Raw genomic sequence first — 18428 nt, 5'->3', positions numbered from 1 at the left:
GTCGCGAACAAGCTCAACGGCAGGCCTAGGAAGACATTGGGCTGGGACAGTCCTGCCGACCGTATGAAAGAGTTGCTCACGACCAGCTGAGATCGCTGTTGTTGCGACCACCGCTCGAATCCACCGCCCGAAACGAGGAAAAGCCCGGGGCGATCAGCACCGCGACGCCGAGACCTCGCCCTTCAGTCCGCCGCCGAGGTCAGCGACTCCAGCAGGTCTCGGCGCAGCCCGAGGTAATCCTCGCTGGACTCCACGGCCTCACGGTCCCGCGGCCTGCCGAAGGGCACCCGAATGTCCTGCTGGACCCGCGCGCCCGGCCCCTGGGAGAGCACCAGGATGCGGTCAGAGAGCATGAGCGCCTCGTCGACGTCGTGGGTCACCAGTACGAAGGTGCGCTTCTCCTGCTCGGAGAGGTGCAGCAGCTGCTGCTGCAGCGAATGCCGGGTCAGCGCGTCCAGAGCACCCAGCGGCTCATCCAGCAGCAGCACCTCGGACTCCAGGGCGAAGGCCCGGGCGATCCCCACCCGCTGCTGCATGCCGCCGGAGAGCTGGCCTGGCTTCTTATCGGCCGCCTCGGAGAGGTGGACAAGGTCCAGCCACTTCTCCGCCAGCTCCTCCTTCTGCGCCGGGCTGCGGTCGGAGCGCCCGTCGGCGTCGAGAGCGAAGATGACGTTCTGCTCGGCGGTCAGCCAAGGCAGCAGCACATGCTGCTGGAAGACCACACCCAGGCGCCGGCTGGGCCCGGTGATGGGCCGCGCTTCCAGGCAGACGCGGCCGCTGTCGGGCAGCTCCAGGCCCGCCAGCACCTTCAGCAGCGTGGACTTCCCGGATCCGGAGGGCCCGATGATCGTGACGAACTCGCCCTCCTCCACGGAGAAGGAGATCTCCCCCAGCACCGGCTGGAAGCCGCGCTTCCGGTGGGCGAATCCCTTAGTGATGGCCTCGACGGTCAGCTGTTCGGTCATGATGTGTCCTCTGTGTGCCTCAGGCCTTGGGGGTCAGACGGTGCAGCTGGGCGATGGAGCGGTCCAGCGCGAACCCGACGACGCCGATGATCAGGATGGCCACCACGATGCTGTTCACGTTCATCGCGTTCCACTCGGTCCACACGAAGGTTCCCATACCGCGGCTGCCGACGATCATCTCCGCCGCGACGATCACCAGCCAGGCGGTGGACAGCGCAGTGCGCAGACCGGTCACGACGCCGGGCAGCGCAGCCGGCAGCAGCACCTTCAGCGTACGGTTGGCCCAGGTGGCCTCCAGCGTCCGGGCCAGGTCCAGGTAGAGCGGGTTGACCCGCCGCACCCCGTCGATGGTGTTGATCAGGATCAGCCACAGCGAAGCCATGAAGATCACGAAGACCGCGGTCCATTCGGCGTCGCGCAGCACGGCCAGGCCGATGGGCAGCCAGGCCAGCGGGGAGACCGGACGCAGCACCTGGATGAAGGGGTCCAGGGAGTCGTTGATGACGCGGCTGGTGCCCAGCAGCACGCCCAGCGGGATGGCGATCAGCACCGCCAGGCCGAAGCCCAGCAGCACCCGCTGCAGGGAGGCCAGCAGGTGGAAGAAGATGCCCACCTCATTGGGCGGGTTGTGCACGAAGGCGGTGGAGAGCACCTCCACCAGCCGGTCCCAGCTGGCCGCCGGAGTGGGCGCCAGCCCGCCGTCGTCGAAGCCTGCAGTGACCAGCTGCCAGAACCCCAGGAAGACCACGGTGAAGACCAGGAAGAGACCTGCGGTCTTCAGCCGGTAGCCGGTGCGCTCCTTGGCTGCGCGCTGCTGCAGCGCCTGCGGCGTCGATGTGCTCACTGGGTCACCTGCTCATTCCACTCGGCGGGGTTCTGCGGTCTGAAGGTCTCGCCCAGAACGGTCTCGGCGGACCGCTCCTCGGTCACACCGCCCAGCTCTCCGAGCACCTCACGGGCGGCCTCGGCGTCGAAGACCTCCCCGACGGCGGCGGAATAGTCCTGCGCCGTGCTGAAGCTCTGATCCCCGGTCAGGCCCCAGCGCTGCATGGCATCCACCATCCAGACTCCATAGGACTCATGCGGGTAGGGCTGGAAGCCGATGCGGTCCGGCACCGAGCGCTCCTGGCCGGTGCCGTCGGGGAACTCCCCGGTCAGCACGGCGGTCAGCACCGGCTCGGGCAGCCCCAGATAGGCCGGCTGGGCCATCAGGGAGGCGGTGTCGGCCCGGTGATCCGGGTCATCGATGTAGAGCGCAGAGTCCCCGATGGCGCGCAGCAGGGCGGTATAGGTGTTCGGGTTGGCCGCGGCGAAGTCATCGGCCACAGCGAAGCTGCAGCAGGGGTGATCCGCCCACAGGTCCTTGGTGAGGGTATGGATGAATCCGGCCCCCTCGGCCACAGCCCGCTGGTTGAACTGGTCCGGCAGGCAGAAGGCATCGATCTGGCCCACGGAGAGCGCGGTGACCATATCGGCCGGGCGCATGATGCGCAGGTCCACGTCCTCATCCGGGTTCAGCCCGCCGGAAGCCAGATAGTCCCGGGACAGCAGGTTGTGCACCGAGTAGTCGAAGGGCAGCCCCAGGCGCAGCCCGGCGAAGTCTTCGGGTCCCTCCACTTGGCCCTGCAGCTCCTGGGAGACGCTGATGCCGTTGCCGTTGATGTTGGTGACATAGGGCAGCCGGGTGTCGCGCTGGCCGTCGGCGAATCCGTGATGGATGGCCAACGGCATAGGCGCCAGGAACTGCGTAGCGTCCAGCTCACCGGCAACATAGGCGATCCACAGCTCCGCCCAGCCGGTGAACCGGCGCAGCGTCACGTTGAGTCCGTAGTGCTCGTAGATGTTCAGCGCCGCGGCGTTGACGATCGGTGAGGAGCAGGTGATCGGCACGAAGCCGATGGTGATGTCACGCTGCTCCAGACCGTCGGGCGCCGGCAGCGCGGGCTCGAACTCGGGCGCGTGCACGGCGGAGCTGCTCCCCGCCCGCCCACAGGCGGCCAGCAGGGCGGCGGCCGATGCGCCGGCACCCAGACCGACCAAACGGCGTCGTGTCAGCGCGCGGACCGAGGGCACGGCCGCAGCCGAACTCCTGTGCATGACAGCGCCTACTTCCCCTCGGCCAGCTCCCAGCGCAGCTGTGCCTCCGAGGGCGACTGCACGGGGATGAAGGTGGCCTCGCGGAAGCGGCGGTTGGGGGCCGAGTCGGCGATGAAGCCCTTGCCGCCGGCAGTCTTGACTTCCAGCGTGGCCAGGGCGACGGCCAGCCGACCGGCCTCCAGGCGCAGGGCCAGCACGTCGCGGCGACCCGGCGGCTCCTCACCCGCCACGCGTACGGCGAAGTCGGCCAGCTGCTCCTTGGCCGCGCCGAGGTCATGACCGAGCTGCATGAAGTCTTCCTCGAAGACTTCATTGAGTCCGGGCAGATTGGCGCGCGCCTGACGGAAGCTCTCCGTGGCCAGGCCCAGGCAGAAGCTGGACTGCAGCACCGCGAAGGTGGGCCGGCAGCGGCCCATGAACTCGTCGAAGTCCTCGGTCAGGATCTGCTGGGACTCCAGGCGCAGGCCCTCGACCTTCACAGAGGTGGAGGCGGTCCCCTGCAGGGCCAACAGATTCAGGTCCCGGCCGACCTTCACGCCCTCATCGGAGATCCGGAAGGCCAGGATGAGCTTCTTGCGCTCCCCCGCGGCGTCGAGGTCATCGGCGGGCCCGTAGGCGGCCGAGAGCACGACGGCATCGGGGTACAGGTTGGACGCCCAGGGCAGGCGCCCGGAGAGGGTGAGCCCGCCGTCTTCAGCCCGGTCCACGGTGAGATCCAGCGATCCGGCCCCGGCGTAGGTCTTGAAGGCAGAGGCCATTCCGGAGACGCCGGGGACCTCACCGGTGCGCAGCTGAGCCAACAGCCCCTCGGCGTACTCGCCGCCGGCGGCCGCCAGGTACTCGATGCTCATCCGGTGGCCCCACAGCGCGAAGGCGGTGGAGAGCGAACGCTCCGCCAGCGCCTCCACCACAGCGGCCTGGCGCAGCAGCTGACCGCCGGTGTTCGCCGGTGCGCCCAGATCGATCAGACCCGCGGCGGCCAACGCCGGGAAGACCTCACGCGGGTGGGCCTCCCCAGCGTCCACGGCCGCGGCAGCCTCGCTGACCTGGGTCAGCAGCTCATGAGGGACCCCGACCTCAGCCAGAGGGTTCTCAGCCGTGGTGACGCTCATTCGCCCACAGTCAGGGTGGACTCGCAGCTGGCCGGACGGGTGAAGGTGTTCAGCACCGGGGACCATTTGAGCGCGGAGTCGGTGATCTCCTGCAGAGTGGCCTGATCGGCGTCACCGTCCAGGTTCACGTTGATGCGCAGGTGGGAGACGCCCAGGCGCTTGTCCTCATCCAGGTCGCCCACGCCCCAGGTGGCGGAGATGTCGATGTCGCCCTCCACGTCCACCTCGATCGTGGAGAGGGTGACGCCGCGCTTGGTGGCGTTGGCCATCAGGCCCACGGAGATGCAGGAGCCCAGGGCGCCCAGCGCGATCTCGGTGGGGTTGGGTGCCTCGTCGTCTCCGAGCAGCTTATGCGGCTCGGAGATCAGGAAGGGCTGGTGATCCCGGACGTAGTTCTGGTTGCGGAAGCCGGACTCGCACACGGTCTTGGACTTCACGACCTTGTGACCGTGCTCGGGCTTCTCGATGTTCTTGGCAGCGAGGTTCTCGAGGCCCTCGGCGTCGATGCCGCCGAGCTGTGCGTTCTCAGTAGTCATAGCGATGCTTCTCCTCGGTGTCCGGCGGGCCCGTCGGCCCACAGATCGACATGCATGTGCGTCACGATGCTACGTCTTGTCCAACAATCTGGGACGAGGCTCAGACACAAAGCGAAACACGTCCGCTGTGACCTCATGCGAAGCTGAGCACTCTCCCCGGGACCGGCGCGAAGTAGTGGTCGATCAGCTCCTCGTCGGCCTCCTCCAGCGTGGCCGGGCGCCACTGCGGATCCCGGTCCTTGTCCACCAGCTGAGCCCGGATGCCCTCGCGGAAGTCATGGGAGCGCAGCGCGTGCACCCCGATGGTGTACTCCTGCACCAGCGCGCCCTTCAAGCTCAGCTCGGCCGCGCCCCGGATGGAGCGCAGGGCGACCTTCAATGAGGTGGGCGATCTGGTGCGCAGCGTGGCGGCCGCCTCCGCGGCGGCCGGGATGTCTGCACCCAGCTCATCCAGAGCGGTCAGGATCTGTTCCACGGTGGCTCCGGAGTAGGCCTGCTCGATCCAGGAGGCGGCCCCGGCCAGAGAGGACGACGCCGGCTCCACCACGAACCGCGGCAGGGCCTCGTCCACCGGATCCTCGGAGAGCACCTGGATCAGCTCATCGATGCTCTCGGAGGCGATCTGCGCATCGGCCAGGCCCAGGGCGAGCGCATCGGCGGCGTCGAGATGTGCTCCGGTGAGCCCGGCATGCAGGCCGAGGTTCTGCGGCGCGCGGGCCAGCAGGTGGGTGCCGCCCACATCCGGGGCGAAGCCGATGGTGGTCTCCGGCATGCCCGCGCGGGTGCGCTCGGTGACCAGACGGTGGGAGCCGTGGGCTGAGATCCCGATGCCTCCGCCCAGGACCAGACCGTCCATCAGGGCGATATAGGGCTTGGGGTAGGCCGCGATGTACCGGTTCATCGCATACTCCACCGAGAAGAACCGCTCCCCGGCGAAGTCGGCCTGATAGGCCGGAGTGCCCTCGGGCAGCAGGTCGCCGCCGTCCAGAGGTTGCTTCTCCACCATGTCGTGGTGGACCCCGACGACGTCGCCGCCGGCGCAGAGGCCTCGGTCTCCGGCGCCGCGGATGAGGACCTGCAGGACGCCGTCGTCCTCGGCCCATTCCTGGAGCTGCACCAGGACGGACTCGCACATCAGCTCAGTCAGCGAGTTGAAGGCCTTGGGCCGGTTCAGCGTGATGATCCCCAGGCGGCCGCGGTGCTCGAAGGCCACATCGCCTGTGAAAGTCTCTTTTCCCATGTGAGAGACGTTACCTTTCGCAGGGCCTCCTCGGTAGCCCGTAAGGCGCCCCCTATGCGTTCCAGAGGCCGTAGCTGTCGGCCAGGGAGGCGATCTTGCGGGCGCGGGTCAGACGCGGCAGGTAGGAGCCGTCGCCGATGGAGGCGCCGGACTCGTGGGCCTCGATGAGCTCGCGAGCCCAGGCCAGCTCGTCCTCCGAGGGGCTCAGCCCCTTGTTCACTGCGTCCACCTGGGCGCGGTTGAGCGAGAGCTTGCCGGTCATACCCATGGAGGCGGTGACCTCGCAGGCCTCAGCAGTGGCGGCGTCGTCGGCGTCGGCGGGAGTGGGGCCGTCGATGGCCCCGGGCAGACCGCCCACACGGGAGGCGATGACCAGCCGCGACCGGGCATAGGCCAGGGCCATGGGGTCGGCGGAGACACCCACGTCCTTGCGGAAGTCATTGGTGCCGAAGGCCAGGCGGAAGGTGCCTGGGGCCGAAGCGATCTGCGTGGCGTTCTCCACGCCCAGTGCAGACTCCACCAGAGCGATCACCGGGGTGCCGGCCTTCAGATGCATGGCTGTGTAGGTGACCTGGTCCGGGCGCTCGGTCTCGGCGAGCATCACGCCGCGCAGACCATCGGCCCTGGAGAGGGCGGCGACGTCATCCTCCCAGTGCTCCGAGGTGGTGGGACTGATGCGCACCCAGGCGGTCATGCCGCCGTTGAGCGCCTCCATCACCGACTGGCGTGCGCCGGCCTTCTGATCATCGGGCACCGAGGCCTCGAGGTCGAAGATCACGGAGTCCGCCTCGCTGGCCAGACCCGGCGCGAAATCCTCCTCCTTGGCGGCGTTGATCAGCAGCCAGGAGCGGGAGAGCTTGGCAGGAAGTGCGGCGGCGCGACGGTTCCGAATCGGCATAGACACAGCCTATCGTCCCCAGGCCCGAATGTTTCCGATTCACGTCTGTTGACATGGGCATCGGCACATCCCAGTATGGATGTGTGGGTTGATGTTCAAGTTTGAAACATCCCGATGGAGACGCCCCTGAAGTCTTCACAACCCACCCTGCGATAACAACATCAGAGTTTTCCGTTCCCTCTGATGCTGTCATCTGCCCCGCGAGAAGTTCTGCTGGCCGGGTGTCGGTTCATCCCACCCCTGAAAGCACCCGGTTTCTTCTCGCAGTGCGGGAGGGGGACTGCCCCCGTTCACTGTCCCCCTCCCGCCCCCTCCCTCTTCTTTCGCCGTAGGCATGGGCCTGTCGATTCGTGCTGTCCAGCCGCGGCTCCTATCCTGGAGCGATGAGTTTCCGTCCCCTCCGGCTCACCGGCACGGCCGCGGCCCTGACGCTCATCCTTGCCGGCTGCGGCGGGGGCGAGGAGGACCAGACCGAGGAAGACAGCCCCGCCAACGCCATCCCGCAGCCGGAGTTCGAGGGCGATGACACCGTCCGCCTCCCGGTGGCCATGGTGACCCCGGACGGACATTCCGAGGGCGCGCCGATCGGCGAGGACGGAACGCTGGAGGGCACCGATGCCCCCGGCGACCCGGTGGATGAGGACGGCAACGAGCTCTTCGAGGCCGATCCGGATCAGGCCCACCAGATCGAGATCGCACGCACGGGCAGCTTCGGCTGCGGCGACACCGTCAGCGTGATCCAGACGGTCCCGATGGTCACCGATGATCCGGCACCGACCGCCCTTGAGTACCTGATCAACGACCCGCTGTATTACCACGGTGATCCAGCCTTCAGCAACCCTCTCTCCGTCTCCGAGACCCTGGCCGTGGAGTCGGTGGAGACCGACGGCGACACCGTCACCGTGGAGCTGAGCGGAGAGGCCTCCTCCCGCGACGAATGCGAGTCCTGGCAGATCCTCACCCAGCTGGAGACCACCGCACGGGTGGTCACCGGCGCCGATGACAGTGAGGTGCTGATCGACGGCACTCCCCTGCACGAGGAGCTCGGCCTGCCTCCGGCGGAGACTCCGCTGGAGATCCAAGAGATCACCCACAACTGATCTTCTTCACCACGACGCCGACCGCTCCCCTTCCGTCGGCTCGCTGAGTTCTGCACGAATCTCTGCGAGAAATTCTTTTTCAGGGGTTCCCTGCCTCAAATTCCCGTGATAGCTTCGTGATTGTCACTGTACGGAACGAGCCTGCTGAAAGGAGGGGCACCATGAAATTCACATCCATGAAGACCGCAGAGCATCTGAACCTGCGGACAGTAGGCGCCATCAGCGCGGACCGACCCCTCTTCACCGGTCGCTTCCACGTCACTGCCGCCGCTCACTGAGCCGCACAGACACAGGAATCTCTCGGCTGTCGAGCCTTTTGTCATCCCGCCGCACAGGCGTGGCTATGACTGTTCTCGCCGCGCAGCCTCTTCGCATCACCGGATGATCCTCTGAAGGGCCTCCTGCCTCTGATCCACCGTGGTCAGTCACGGGGAGGCTTTCAGCAAGCGGGCGTTCTTCTGTGCCTCACGCAGTATCACTCAACGATCGTACCCTTATTTATCGGCGCGATATAAACCTTATTCCACCCTGCCGTTTTTCGACATTCCTAAGGACTTCTATGTCTATCAGCAGCTACCCTGTTCCCCAAACGGCCGTTCATCGGCTGGCCTTCGCCCTGGGCAAGGCACTGGTGGAATGGGCACAGACCCGCGCCGAGCGTGCGGAGCTCCGAGCGCAGCAGCGCAGAGAGCGGACCGTCCAGACCCAGGAGCATCGGCTGGCCGCCGAGAGGCGCCGCCAAGACGTCCTGCTGGAGCACGCCCAGTGGACGCACCTGCTCTGAAGCGAGCGGGGCCTCTCGGCTGGAGGCCAGCCGATCTGGACCGGCCGATAGGAAAGCCCCCGCCAGGAGCAGGTTCAGTCCAGGAGCAGGCCCGGCTGCTCAAGGACGGCGGCCACATCGGAGATGAATCGCCCGGCGTGCTCGCCGTCGATCAGCCGGTGGTCGAAGGAGCCGCCGATGATCATGATGTCCCGCGGGACGATCTGGCCGTCCACCACCCACGGCTTCTTCTGCACGCGTCCCAGGGCCACAATGGAGGCCTGCCCCGGAGGCAGGATAGGTGTGCCGCCGTCCAGCCCCAGGCTGCCGACGTTGGTGATGGAGATGGTCCCGCCCTGCATCTCTGCCGGGGTGGTCCGCCCATCCCGGGCATCAACGGTCAGCTGGGTGATCGCCGCCGCCAGACCACGGGTGTTGAAGGTGTGCGCCTCGTGGATCACCGGAACCACCAGTCCACGCGGTGTGGCGGCGGCGATGCCCAGGTTCACGTAGTTCTTCAGCGTGTAGTGGGTGTCATGCCAGGAGGCGTTGACCTGCGGGTTCCGCCGTGCGGCCCAGATGATCGCCTTGGCGGCGAAGAGCATCGGGGAGACGCTCAGGCCCTCGAAGGAGGGATCCTTCTTCAGCGCCTCACGCAGCTCCATGGTCCGGGTGACATCCACCTCTTTGAACACGGAGACATGCGGGACGTTCGCCGCCATATGGGAGACGTTGGCGGCGGTGGCCTTACGGACGCCGCGGACCTGGATCTTCTCCTCCCGCGGGCCCTCATAGAGCAGCCCCTGCTCAGCAGGGACCGGCGGCCGCGGGGAAGCGGTCACCGGCAGGCTGCGCGCGGGGGCTCCCCCGGCGGAGCGCTGAGCCTGCTTCTCCTGGGCCTGACGCTCGACGTCGTCGCGGGTGATCTTGCCGTTGCCGCCGGAGCCGACCAGCTCCCAGACGGCGACGCCGAGCCGCTTGGCCAGCGCCCGCACCGGCGGGCTGGCTTTGGAGACGATATCGGCGATGTCCGGAGCAGCACCGGATCCGCCGTCTCGGATCGGCAGCACAGGATCCGGCAGACCCAGGTCGGAGACGTCCACGGAGTCCGGTTCTGTGTGGCGGACGCGGGGGCGGCGCACGGCCACATCGGCCTTCGGACCGGAGCCCACCAGGGCGTCGCCGCCGGCGTCGGGGGTCTTCTCCCCCACCGACTTTCCGGCCGACTTCTGCTGGGACCTCTTCTCAGCGCTCCTGCGCTGGCCCTTCTGGGACTTCTGCTCGGGCTGGTTCTTCTGCTCCGCGTGGGGTTCTGCGGTCTCTTCCTCGACGGACTCATCCGAACCCTGCGGGGCCGGGGCCTCGCCCTCGGCGGCGATGCGGATCAGCGGGCTGCCGACCTCGATGGTCTCACCCTCGGGGACCACCAGCTCCTCCACGGTGCCGGCGAAGGGCACGGGCAGCTCCACCAGAGACTTGGCGGTCTCGATCTCCACCACGATGTCGTTGACTGCCACAGTGTCCCCGACAGCGACCCGCCAGGCGACGATCTCGGCCTCGGTCAGGCCCTCGCCGACGTCGGGAAGGTTGAAGGTCTCAGCCATGGTGGACTCTCCTCGAATAGGTGCTGAGCGGACTCAGTAGCTGAAGCTGCGGTCGACGGCTTCGAGCATGCGGTCGATATCCGGCAGGTAGCGGTGCTCCTGCTTCGACGGCGGATACGGCATGTGGAATCCGCCCACCCGCAGCACCGGCGAACGCAGCCGGCCATGAGCCTTCTCCGCGGCCCGGGCCGCGATCTCTGCGCCGAAGCCGCCGAAGGTGGGGGCCTCATGGGCCACCACCAGCCGGCTGGTCTTCGCCGCAGAACGGGCGATGGTCTCATCGTCCAAGGGGCTGATGGAGCGGATGTCCACCACTTCGATGCTGCGGCCGTCCTGGGCGGCGGCCTCCGCCGCGGCCAGGGCCACCGGTACCAGGGGCCCGTAGCAGGCGATGGTGGCGTCGGCGCCCTCGCGGACCACCTGGGCGGTGAAGGCGTCCGGGGCCGGGTTCTGCCGGTCCACCGGGCCCTTGAGCCAGTAGCGGCGCTTGGGCTCCAGGATGATCACCGGGTCATCACAGACGATCGCCTGGCGGGTCATCCAGTAGGCGTCATGCGGGTTGGAGGGCGCCACGATCCGCAGGCCCGCCGTGTGGGCGAACAGCGCCTCCGGGGACTCCGAGTGGTGCTCGATGGAGCCGATGGAGCCGCCGTAGGGCAGGCGGATGGTCACCGGCACGGTGATCGCTCCGTCGGAGCGGTTGTGCATCTTGGCCAGCTGGGTGGTGATCTGGTTGAAGGCCGGGAAGACGAAGCCGTCGAACTGGATCTCGGCCACCGGACGGTAGCCGCGCATGGCCATGCCGATGCTGGTGCCCACGATGCCGGACTCGGCCAAGGGGGAATCGATCACGCGGTCGGTGCCGAACCGGGACTGCAGTCCGTCGGTCACACGGAAGACGCCTCCCAGGGCACCGATGTCCTCTCCGATCAGAAGCGTCTTCTCATCGGCGGTGAGCTCATCGTGCAGGGCGGCATTGATGGCCTTGGCCAGCACCATCTCCTCAGGCTGCTGTGCCTGCTGCTCTGTGCTCAGCTCAGCGCTCATGCCTTATCCCCATCCTCGGCGAAGCCCGCCTCATAGTCCTTCAGCCAGGCCTTCTCCGCCTCGATCTGCCGGTGAGGCTCAGCGTAGACGGTGTCGAAGACCTCCTCCAGCGGCTGGGCCTCGATGGACAGCGTGGCCCGGCGCAGCTCGGCGGCGAGGTCTTCGGCCTCCTCCTCCACCTGCTGGTAGAAGCCCTCATCGGCCGTCTCCTGGGCGGTGAGCCAGGTCCGGTAGCGGTCCAGCGGATCCTGGGCCTTCCAGCGCTCCACCTCATCGGCGCTGCGATATTTGGTGGGGTCATCGGCGGTGGTGTGGGCGCCGATCCGGTAGGTCACCGATTCGATCAGCTTGGGCCCCTGGCCGGAGCGGATCTGCTCGGCCATATGGGCGGCCACGGCGTAGCTGCCCAGCACGTCGTTGCCGTCCACCCGGACGCCTTCGAAGCCGTAGCCGCCGGCGCGGGCGGCCAGCGGGGCCTTGGACTGGGTGGAGGTGGGCACGGAGATGGCCCAGTGGTTGTTCTGGATGAAGTAGAGCACGGGCAGCCCGTAGGAGCCGGCGAAGACCATAGACTCATGCACATCGCCCTGGCTGGAGGCGCCGTCGCCCAGGCAGGCCAGCACGATCTCGTCCTCCTGACGGCCGCGCGGCACCGAGCCGGTGCGCAGATCCTGGGCGATGCCCATCGCCCAGCCGGCGGCGTGCAGGGTCTGGGCGCCGAGGACCACGGTGTAGAGATGGAAGTTGTACTTTTCGGGGGTCCAGCCGGCGTGTGCCACGGCGCGGAACTGGGTGATCAGCTCCTCCGGGGTGATGCCCCGGTAGAGCGCCATCGCGTGCTCGCGGTAGGTGGGGAAGACCATATCGCTGGGCTTCAGCGCGGCGATGGTGCCGACCTGTGCACCCTCCTGACCCAGTGCCGGGACCCAGAGGGCCAGCTGCCCCTGACGCTGCAGGGAGGTGGCTTCGGCGTCGAGACGACGCTCCAGGGCCATATTCCGGTAGAGGCTGCGGAGGTCCTCGTCGCTGAGCGCGGCGATATAGGGGCTGTAGGTCTCGTTCTCGGAGAGCGTCCCCTCGGGCGCGAGTAGCTGTATGGGCTGCACAGCGTTCATTCTGTCAGTTCCGCGCATGCTGCGCGTGTGTAGGTAGTGCACAATGCGATCAGGCGATCGTTGGCCTCAGGCTCACCGATGGTGACCCGCACGCCGTCGCCGTCGAAGGCTCGCACCGCCAGGGCCTGCACACCGGCCTCATGCGCAAAATCAAGGGATTTCTCCCCCAGTGGGAGCCACAGGAAGTTGCCCTGGGCCTCCGGGATCTGCCATCCGGTTCTCAGCAGGGCGGCACGCACTCTTTGTCGCTCCTCTACAAGTTCCTCCACCCGGTCCTCCACCTGATCCAGGTGCTGCAGAGAGGCGACGGCGGCGGTCTCCCCCAGTGTGGAGACGGTGAAGGGAACGGTCACCACACGCAGATGCTGGGTGATCTCCTGACGGGCGATGGAGTAGCCCACCCGCAGCGTGGCCAGGCCGTGGGCCTTGGAGAAGGTGCGCAGCACGGCCACATTGGGGTGACTGCGGCAGAGCGCCAGGGAGTCCACGGGATCCTCGATCCGCACGAACTCGTGGTAGGCCTCGTCGATGACCACCACGATGTCCTCGGGCACGCGGTCCAGGAATTCGGCCACCTCCGTATGAGTCAGAGCCGGCCCGGTGGGGTTGTTGGGGGTGCAGAGCAGGATGACCCGGGTGTTCTCGGTGATGGCCGCGAGCATGGCCTCCAGGTCGTGACGCCCGTCCTGGGTCACTGGGATCATGATGTCCTTGGCCCCGGCCGTGCGGACCACGATCGGATAGGCCTCGAAGGAGCGCCAGGCGTAGATGACCTCGTCCTGGCCGCCGTCGGAGCGGGTTCCGGCGAAGGTGTTGATGATCTGAGTCAGCGCGCCCAGGCTGCCGGTTCCGGCCACCACGTCCTCGGCGTCCACGCCGTAGGTCTCCGCGATGGCGGCCCGCAGGCTCTCCGCGGTGGGGTTCGGGTACCGGTGCAGAGTGTCCACTGCGGCGATGGCCTCGGCCACCGCCGGCACCGGGCCCAGCGGGTTCTCGTTGGAGGAGAGCTTATAGGGGGTCAGGCCTTCCGCCGGCGTCGGCGGCTTTCCGGCAGCGTAGGCAGGCAGCGTCTTCAGCGTCTCCCGCGGGGTGACGGGCATGGGCCGGTCTCCTTCTCAGAGTCTTCTCACTTTGGGCGTGAGATCATCGGTTCTGTGAGAATCTTACTGGCGATCATCCTCAACGCACTGGCCCTCGGAGCAGCCGCCTTCCTGGTCCCCGGGATCGGCATCCCCCAGGGCGGGAGCGACACCGGCACTCTGATCCTTTCCTACCTGGCTGTGGGCGCAGTCTTCGGGCTCGTCAACGTGATCATCAAACCGGTGGTCTCGTTCCTGACTCTGCCCATCACCTGTCTGACCCTGGGACTCTTCGCCCTGGTGATCAACGCCGCGATGCTCCTGCTGACCGGCTGGCTGACCTCCCTGGTCCCGCTGATCCCGACCTTCCAGGTGCCCAGCTTCTTCTGGGACGCCATCCTGGGCGGCATCATCGTGGCCATCGTCTCCGCACTGCTGAACCGGTTCGTGGTCTCAGCGACCACCTGAGGAACAGGCCCTGAGGCACGCGCTCACTCAGCGGGCTCGGCCGCTCCCTCGACCGGGGTCTCGACCGCGGCCTCGGTGGGCTCCCAGCCCGCCTCGAAGACGTAGGTCTGCGCCTCCCCTGAGTAGAGCTGCCCGAAGTCGGCCAGCATGGCCTGCTCCTCCGAACTGAGGTACTCCTCCGGAGTCTCCTCCAGGCGCCGGATGGCCTCCAGGTGATGCCCGTAGTCGTGGGCGCCGCCGAAGGCGCTGTTCCAGCCGACCTCCTCATTGTGGAAGTCGTAGGTGATGGCCAGGCGATCGCCGGACTCCTGATGGGTCTGCCCCATCACGTGGTTGATCGGGTCCCGGCTGTCCTGGAAGTGGACCACTGAAGTGCCGGCCGGAAGCGTCCGGTCCTGTCCCGCGGCGCCGATCGTGGTCACCGCACGGATGGCGTAGCGCTGCTGCAGCGCCTGGTTGCCGGCCAGATTGGTGGCCCCGATCCCGCCCAGGCTGTATCCGCCCAGCGCCACGGCCGCACCCGGATCCGCCCCGACCTCGGCCAGAGCCTGATCGATGACGCCGGCCAGCTGCTCCGAGTCGTTGAGGGCGGCGTCCACATAGCCCAGATAACCGCGGGCGTCCTCCCGGTTCACATCTGTGGGATCCACCTCCAGCCCAGGCAGGTAGACCATGTAGACGGGCTCCCCGGCGGCATCATGGGTGACCGTCACGGCGATGTCGCCCTGCGAGCTGATCTCCCCCATCTGCTCGTAGAAGCCCTCGATGGTCTCATCGCCCTGATGGTCGAAACTGGTGGTCTGGTCCCCGAGCTGCAGCTGATTGTTCTCCATCTCCTCCTGGGCCAGAGCATCCTGGCCCAGATGCTGGCCCACCCGGACCGCCGGCCAGATGCCTCCGGCATGCTGGTGCAGCAACCCTCCGCCGAGCACCGTCGCGGCTGCCGCCCAGTCATAGGCCACATAGGGGTCTCCCTTCCCCAGCGGCGCCAGGGCCAGGTTCTGCAGCACGAAGCCAGAGTCGTCCACCAGCACGCCCAGGTCCATCCAGCGCTGTGCCGCGCCCTCCGCAGAGCGATAGACCTCATGAGCGGTGTCCACCGCACTGCGCCCCTGCTCCACCGCCGTGTTCACAGCCGACATGCGCAGCCCCAGAGCCGCCATCCGGGCGGCGAAGTACGGGATGCGCCAGTGCAGCGGAAGCGGGGCGGTGGCCAGCTCTCCGCCCGCGGCCCGCATGGCGGAGAGCTGCTCACCGCTGATCTGGGTGGCGTCCCCCAGATGGACGGTGGCGCTGCGCAGCTGCTCCCAGGCCAGGTTGACCTGTGTGGGCCCTCCGGAGCTCCTCACCGTGAAGGGACTGCTCGGGGCGTCCGGAAGGGCATCGGTGACATGTGGGGCCAGCACGGTCTCCACGAGCCCGGGATCGACGGTCAACATATCTGCTCGGTCTCCTCTGTCAGGGTGCAAGGTTCAGCAGGGTACAGTTCAGCCTCAGTCGCCGATGGGCAGGGCGGAGATGATGTCCTCGATCGTGTAGAGCACACTGGGCACTCCCCCGTACTGCTCCAGGAAGCGGACGAAGCCCACCGGGTCTCCCAACGCCTCAGCGGCCCGGGACACCGCCTCGGGCAGCAGATCCGGCGCGACGCCGGCCGCCGCGCTCAGCAGCTGGGCCACCGTCCTGGCCATGGAGGCGGCTTCGTACAGCTCCCCAGCGATGGTCCGCGCCTCCAAGGCCAGCTCTGAGGCCTCGCCTCCGACGAAGAGGCCCTCTCCCCTGACGAATCCCACGGCCGTGCTGAAGGCCTCCCCTGCGCTGGAGTCCCAGGTGCAGTCCTCGGCCCGCGCCACGGCCGAGTCATAGGGGCCCGCCAGTGCATCCACTCTGCTCAGGGCCCCGGACATGTCCTCATAGACCGCGGCGGTCCTCTCCAACTCCGTGGCGGCAATGCTCAGCATCATGGCCTGGCTCCTTCTCCCGACGCCCTCATCCGGTGGTCTGTGCTGCTCTCGACGCTAGAGACGGCGCACCCGCCCACAGCGCAGCTGAGCCCGTTCTGTGGAGGACCGGGCGCGGCGTCGTGACTCAGGCCAGGGGTGTGGAGGAAACGTGACAAAATGATGCGCATGGCCAACTCCACTGCTCTCTCAGCTGACCAGGACCGCATCTGCCTCGCCGCGGCCGAGCCCACGATCGCCCTCGGCGCGCTGGACGGGCGCTACCGCAGCGCCGTCGCGCCTCTGGTGGACCACCTCTCCGAGGCCGCGCTGAACCGCAACCGCATCCACGTGGAGATCGAGTGGTTCATCCACCTCTGCCGCGAGCAGGTGCTGCCCGGGCTTCCGGAGCTCTCCGCTGATCAGATCGATGGGCTGCGTGAGATCGTCACCAGCTTCGGGTCCGAGGAGATCGCCGAGCTGGGCGCCATCGAGGCTGAGACCGTCCACGATGTGAAGGCCGTGGAGTATTTCATCGCCCGCCGCCTGGACGGTCTGGGACTGGCCGAGCTGACCCCACTGGTGCACTTCGCCTGCACCTCCGAGGACATCAACAATCTGAGCTACGCCGTGGGCATCCGCGACGCCGTGGAGCAGGTCTGGCTGCCCGCCGCCAGACAGGCTCTGGAGGGCCTGTCCACGCTGGCCGAGCAGGCCGCTGGGGTGCCGATGCTCTCGCGCACCCACGGCCAGCCCGCCACCCCCTCCACGCTGGGCAAGGAGATCACCGTCTTCGTCCACCGGCTGGGCCGCCAGGTCCGCCGGATCGAGCAGCAGGAGTACCTGGGCAAGATCAACGGCGCCACCGGCACCTACGCGGCCCATCTGGCGGCCGCTCCCGACGCCGACTGGCCCGGCATCGCACAGCGGTTCGTGGAGACGCTGGGGCTGACCTTCAACCCACTGACCACTCAGATCGAGTCCCACGACTTCCAGGCCGAGATCTACGCGGACATCGCCCGCTTCAACCGGATCCTGCACGGCCTGTGCGTGGACATCTGGTCCTACATCTCCATCGGCTTCTTCAAGCAGATCCCCGTGGCCGGGGCCACCGGATCCTCCACGATGCCGCATAAGGTCAACCCGATCCGGTTCGAGAACGCCGAGGCCAACCTGGAGATCTCCAACGCCCTGCTGGATGCTCTGGGCGCCACGCTGGTGGAGTCCCGCTGGCAGCGCGACCTCACCGACTCCTCCGGCCAGCGCAACATCGGCACCGGGCTGGGCCACTCAGTCCTGGCGCTGTCCAATGTGACCAAGGGTCTGAAGCAGCTGGATGTGGCCGATCAGGTCATCGCCGCCGATCTGGACGCCAACTGGGAGGTCCTGGGCGAGGCCGTCCAGACGGTGATGCGCGCTGAGGCCATCGCCGGCACCGAGGGCATGGAGAACCCCTATGAGCGGCTGAAGGAGCTGACTCGCGGCCGCCGTGTGGACGCCGAGAAGCTCAAGGAGTTCGTCTCCGGGCTGGGCCTCTCTGCCGAGGCCGAGGAGCGGCTGAAGCACCTGACCCCGGATCAGTACACCGGGCTGGCGACGGCTCTGGCCAAGCAGTTCAGCCGCTGAGACTCAGCACCGGGGGATCGCCCCGCGTTCTTCCGTCAGATCGGGCTTTCTGCCCCTCGGGTTCTGAGGAAGAGGGCGGGGCGTTCTGCGTCTGCGGGGAGGTTCAGCTCCGGCGCCGGTGCAGCAATCGGTCGAGACCCCAGATCAGCAGGCCGATGAGCACATAGGCCGCGATGATCGAGACCAGATGCACCCCGACGCCGGCGTAGCCCATCCGCGGGACGTCGAGGATCTCGTAGGGGTACCAGTCCAGCGCCGGTCCACGGGCGAGGGTCACGCTCAGCCAGATCAGCGGGACCAGCAGGGAGAGCAGCAGCGCGCGGCCGCCCAGCCGGCCATGCGGGCCGAACACCAGCCACACCACAGGCACCAGCACCGGGACGATCAGGTGCAGCACGGTGTCGTTGAAGAGCTGGACGCCGGTGAGCACGTCCTCGCCGCGAAGCAGCAGGTTGAACACCGCACCGGTGATGATCACGCAGACCACTCCGGCCAGGCGCAGTGCGTGGAAGGCCGCCGAACGGATCTGCGGCTTCACCGCCAACACGGCTGAGGTGGCCCCTGCCAGCACTCCGGAGACGAAGGTGAAATAGGCCAGCTGGTTCAGCGTGTGCTCCCAGCCGGCGGAGAAGCCTCCGGCGAATCCGGCGCCCACGGGCAGATCGGTGTCGCGGGTCCAGCCCAGGTGGAGAGAGCTGGCCAGCCCGGCGGCACACAGCAGCGCCACGGCTGCGTGGACCAGACGGACCGGCGTCGTGCTCTGCCAGGAGTGCGGTGTGGTCTCAGCGGTGGTCACGGGGAGATTCTGCCACGGCCGTATGACGCAGCGTCGCTCGGT

The 18428-nt window shown here is 67.7% G+C and carries 18 protein-coding genes; 4 read left to right on the top strand and 14 right to left on the bottom strand.

The genetic code is table 11. From position 1 onward, the window contains the following. Positions 1–182 precede the first annotated feature (182 nt). From IEW85_RS13380 to IEW85_RS13350, 7 genes are all read right to left on the bottom strand, one after another. Positions 183–965 carry an ABC transporter ATP-binding protein gene (locus tag IEW85_RS13380; protein ID WP_188686720.1) on the bottom strand — a complete coding sequence of 261 codons (783 nt, stop codon included), beginning with the start codon at positions 963–965 and terminating at the stop codon, positions 183–185. A gap of 19 nt (positions 966–984) precedes the next feature. Then, positions 985–1809, bottom strand: coding sequence for an ABC transporter permease (locus tag IEW85_RS13375; RefSeq protein ID WP_229659040.1), 825 nt, complete (start codon positions 1807–1809; stop codon positions 985–987). After that, positions 1806–3062, bottom strand: coding sequence for a CmpA/NrtA family ABC transporter substrate-binding protein (locus IEW85_RS13370; protein ID WP_188686717.1), 1257 nt, complete (start codon positions 3060–3062; stop codon positions 1806–1808). The genes IEW85_RS13375 and IEW85_RS13370 overlap by 4 nt, the downstream gene beginning before the upstream one ends. A gap of 8 nt (positions 3063–3070) precedes the next feature. Next, complete coding sequence (locus IEW85_RS13365; RefSeq protein ID WP_188686714.1) at positions 3071–4174, bottom strand: acyl-CoA dehydrogenase family protein; 1104 nt, start codon at positions 4172–4174, stop codon at positions 3071–3073. Further along, the gene (locus tag IEW85_RS13360) at positions 4171–4710 is read right to left on the bottom strand and encodes an OsmC family protein (RefSeq protein ID WP_188686711.1); all 540 of its coding nucleotides are present in this window, start codon (positions 4708–4710) and stop codon (positions 4171–4173) included. Before IEW85_RS13360 ends, IEW85_RS13365 begins: the two co-directional genes overlap by 4 nt. Positions 4711–4843: 133 nt before the next feature. Then, positions 4844–5950, bottom strand: a complete 1107-nt coding sequence (locus IEW85_RS13355; RefSeq protein ID WP_188686708.1) for a 3-hydroxyisobutyryl-CoA hydrolase — start codon at positions 5948–5950, stop codon at positions 4844–4846. Between the two features lie 52 nt (positions 5951–6002). Next, on the bottom strand, positions 6003–6848 hold the full coding sequence (locus IEW85_RS13350) for an HpcH/HpaI aldolase/citrate lyase family protein (RefSeq protein ID WP_188686705.1): 846 nt from the start codon (positions 6846–6848) through the stop codon (positions 6003–6005). Between the two features lie 383 nt (positions 6849–7231). Here IEW85_RS13350 and IEW85_RS13345 point away from each other — a divergent pair, with 383 nt between their 5' ends. Together IEW85_RS13345 and IEW85_RS13340 are read left to right on the top strand one after the other, a co-directional pair. Continuing rightward, positions 7232–7948, top strand: coding sequence for a GerMN domain-containing protein (locus tag IEW85_RS13345; protein WP_188686704.1), 717 nt, complete (start codon positions 7232–7234; stop codon positions 7946–7948). A 559-nt stretch (positions 7949–8507) separates the two neighbouring features. Beyond that, the gene (locus IEW85_RS13340; protein WP_188686702.1) at positions 8508–8732 is read left to right on the top strand and encodes a hypothetical protein; all 225 of its coding nucleotides are present in this window, start codon (positions 8508–8510) and stop codon (positions 8730–8732) included. Positions 8733–8806: 74 nt separating this feature from the next. On the opposite strand, the gene IEW85_RS13335 is transcribed toward IEW85_RS13340, so the two are convergent. The 4 genes from IEW85_RS13335 to IEW85_RS13320 are packed head-to-tail and all read right to left on the bottom strand — an operon-like array spanning position 8807 to position 13577. Continuing rightward, on the bottom strand, positions 8807–10315 hold the full coding sequence (locus IEW85_RS13335) for a dihydrolipoamide acetyltransferase family protein (RefSeq protein WP_188686699.1): 1509 nt from the start codon (positions 10313–10315) through the stop codon (positions 8807–8809). Positions 10316–10348: 33 nt separating this feature from the next. Further along, the gene (locus IEW85_RS13330; protein WP_188686697.1) at positions 10349–11362 is read right to left on the bottom strand and encodes an alpha-ketoacid dehydrogenase subunit beta; all 1014 of its coding nucleotides are present in this window, start codon (positions 11360–11362) and stop codon (positions 10349–10351) included. Beyond that, positions 11359–12477 carry a thiamine pyrophosphate-dependent enzyme gene (locus IEW85_RS13325; protein ID WP_373286569.1) on the bottom strand — a complete coding sequence of 373 codons (1119 nt, stop codon included), beginning with the start codon at positions 12475–12477 and terminating at the stop codon, positions 11359–11361. The genes IEW85_RS13330 and IEW85_RS13325 overlap by 4 nt, the downstream gene beginning before the upstream one ends. Beyond that, the gene (locus IEW85_RS13320) at positions 12474–13577 is read right to left on the bottom strand and encodes a histidinol-phosphate transaminase (RefSeq protein WP_188686694.1); all 1104 of its coding nucleotides are present in this window, start codon (positions 13575–13577) and stop codon (positions 12474–12476) included. The genes IEW85_RS13325 and IEW85_RS13320 overlap by 4 nt, the downstream gene beginning before the upstream one ends. Positions 13578–13631: 54 nt before the next feature. On the opposite strand from IEW85_RS13320, the gene IEW85_RS13315 reads away from it, so the two are divergent. Continuing rightward, a complete protein-coding gene (locus IEW85_RS13315) occupies positions 13632–14024 on the top strand; it encodes a phage holin family protein (RefSeq protein ID WP_188686693.1) in 393 nt (130 codons plus the stop codon). A gap of 23 nt (positions 14025–14047) precedes the next feature. Here IEW85_RS13315 and IEW85_RS13310 read toward each other — a convergent pair whose 3' ends face one another. Both IEW85_RS13310 and IEW85_RS13305 read right to left on the bottom strand, forming a co-directional pair. Next, positions 14048–15463, bottom strand: a complete 1416-nt coding sequence (locus IEW85_RS13310) for a hypothetical protein (RefSeq protein WP_188686692.1) — start codon at positions 15461–15463, stop codon at positions 14048–14050. A 54-nt stretch (positions 15464–15517) separates the two neighbouring features. Continuing rightward, the gene (locus IEW85_RS13305; RefSeq protein ID WP_188686690.1) at positions 15518–15988 is read right to left on the bottom strand and encodes a hypothetical protein; all 471 of its coding nucleotides are present in this window, start codon (positions 15986–15988) and stop codon (positions 15518–15520) included. 159 nt (positions 15989–16147) lie between these two features. Between IEW85_RS13305 and purB the strand changes: the two genes are divergently transcribed. Next, positions 16148–17590, top strand: a complete 1443-nt coding sequence (gene purB / locus IEW85_RS13300; protein ID WP_373286570.1) for an adenylosuccinate lyase — start codon at positions 16148–16150, stop codon at positions 17588–17590. A 103-nt stretch (positions 17591–17693) separates the two neighbouring features. Here the strand turns inward: purB and IEW85_RS13295 are convergent, their stop codons facing one another. After that, positions 17694–18386, bottom strand: a complete 693-nt coding sequence (locus IEW85_RS13295; RefSeq protein ID WP_188686686.1) for a Pr6Pr family membrane protein — start codon at positions 18384–18386, stop codon at positions 17694–17696. Positions 18387–18428 lie beyond the last annotated feature (42 nt).

It is taken from the genome of Nesterenkonia cremea (assembly GCF_014642675.1).
In the GTDB taxonomy this organism is placed as follows: domain Bacteria; phylum Actinomycetota; class Actinomycetes; order Actinomycetales; family Micrococcaceae; genus Nesterenkonia; species Nesterenkonia cremea.
This window is presented reverse-complemented; position numbering and strand designations above follow the sequence as displayed.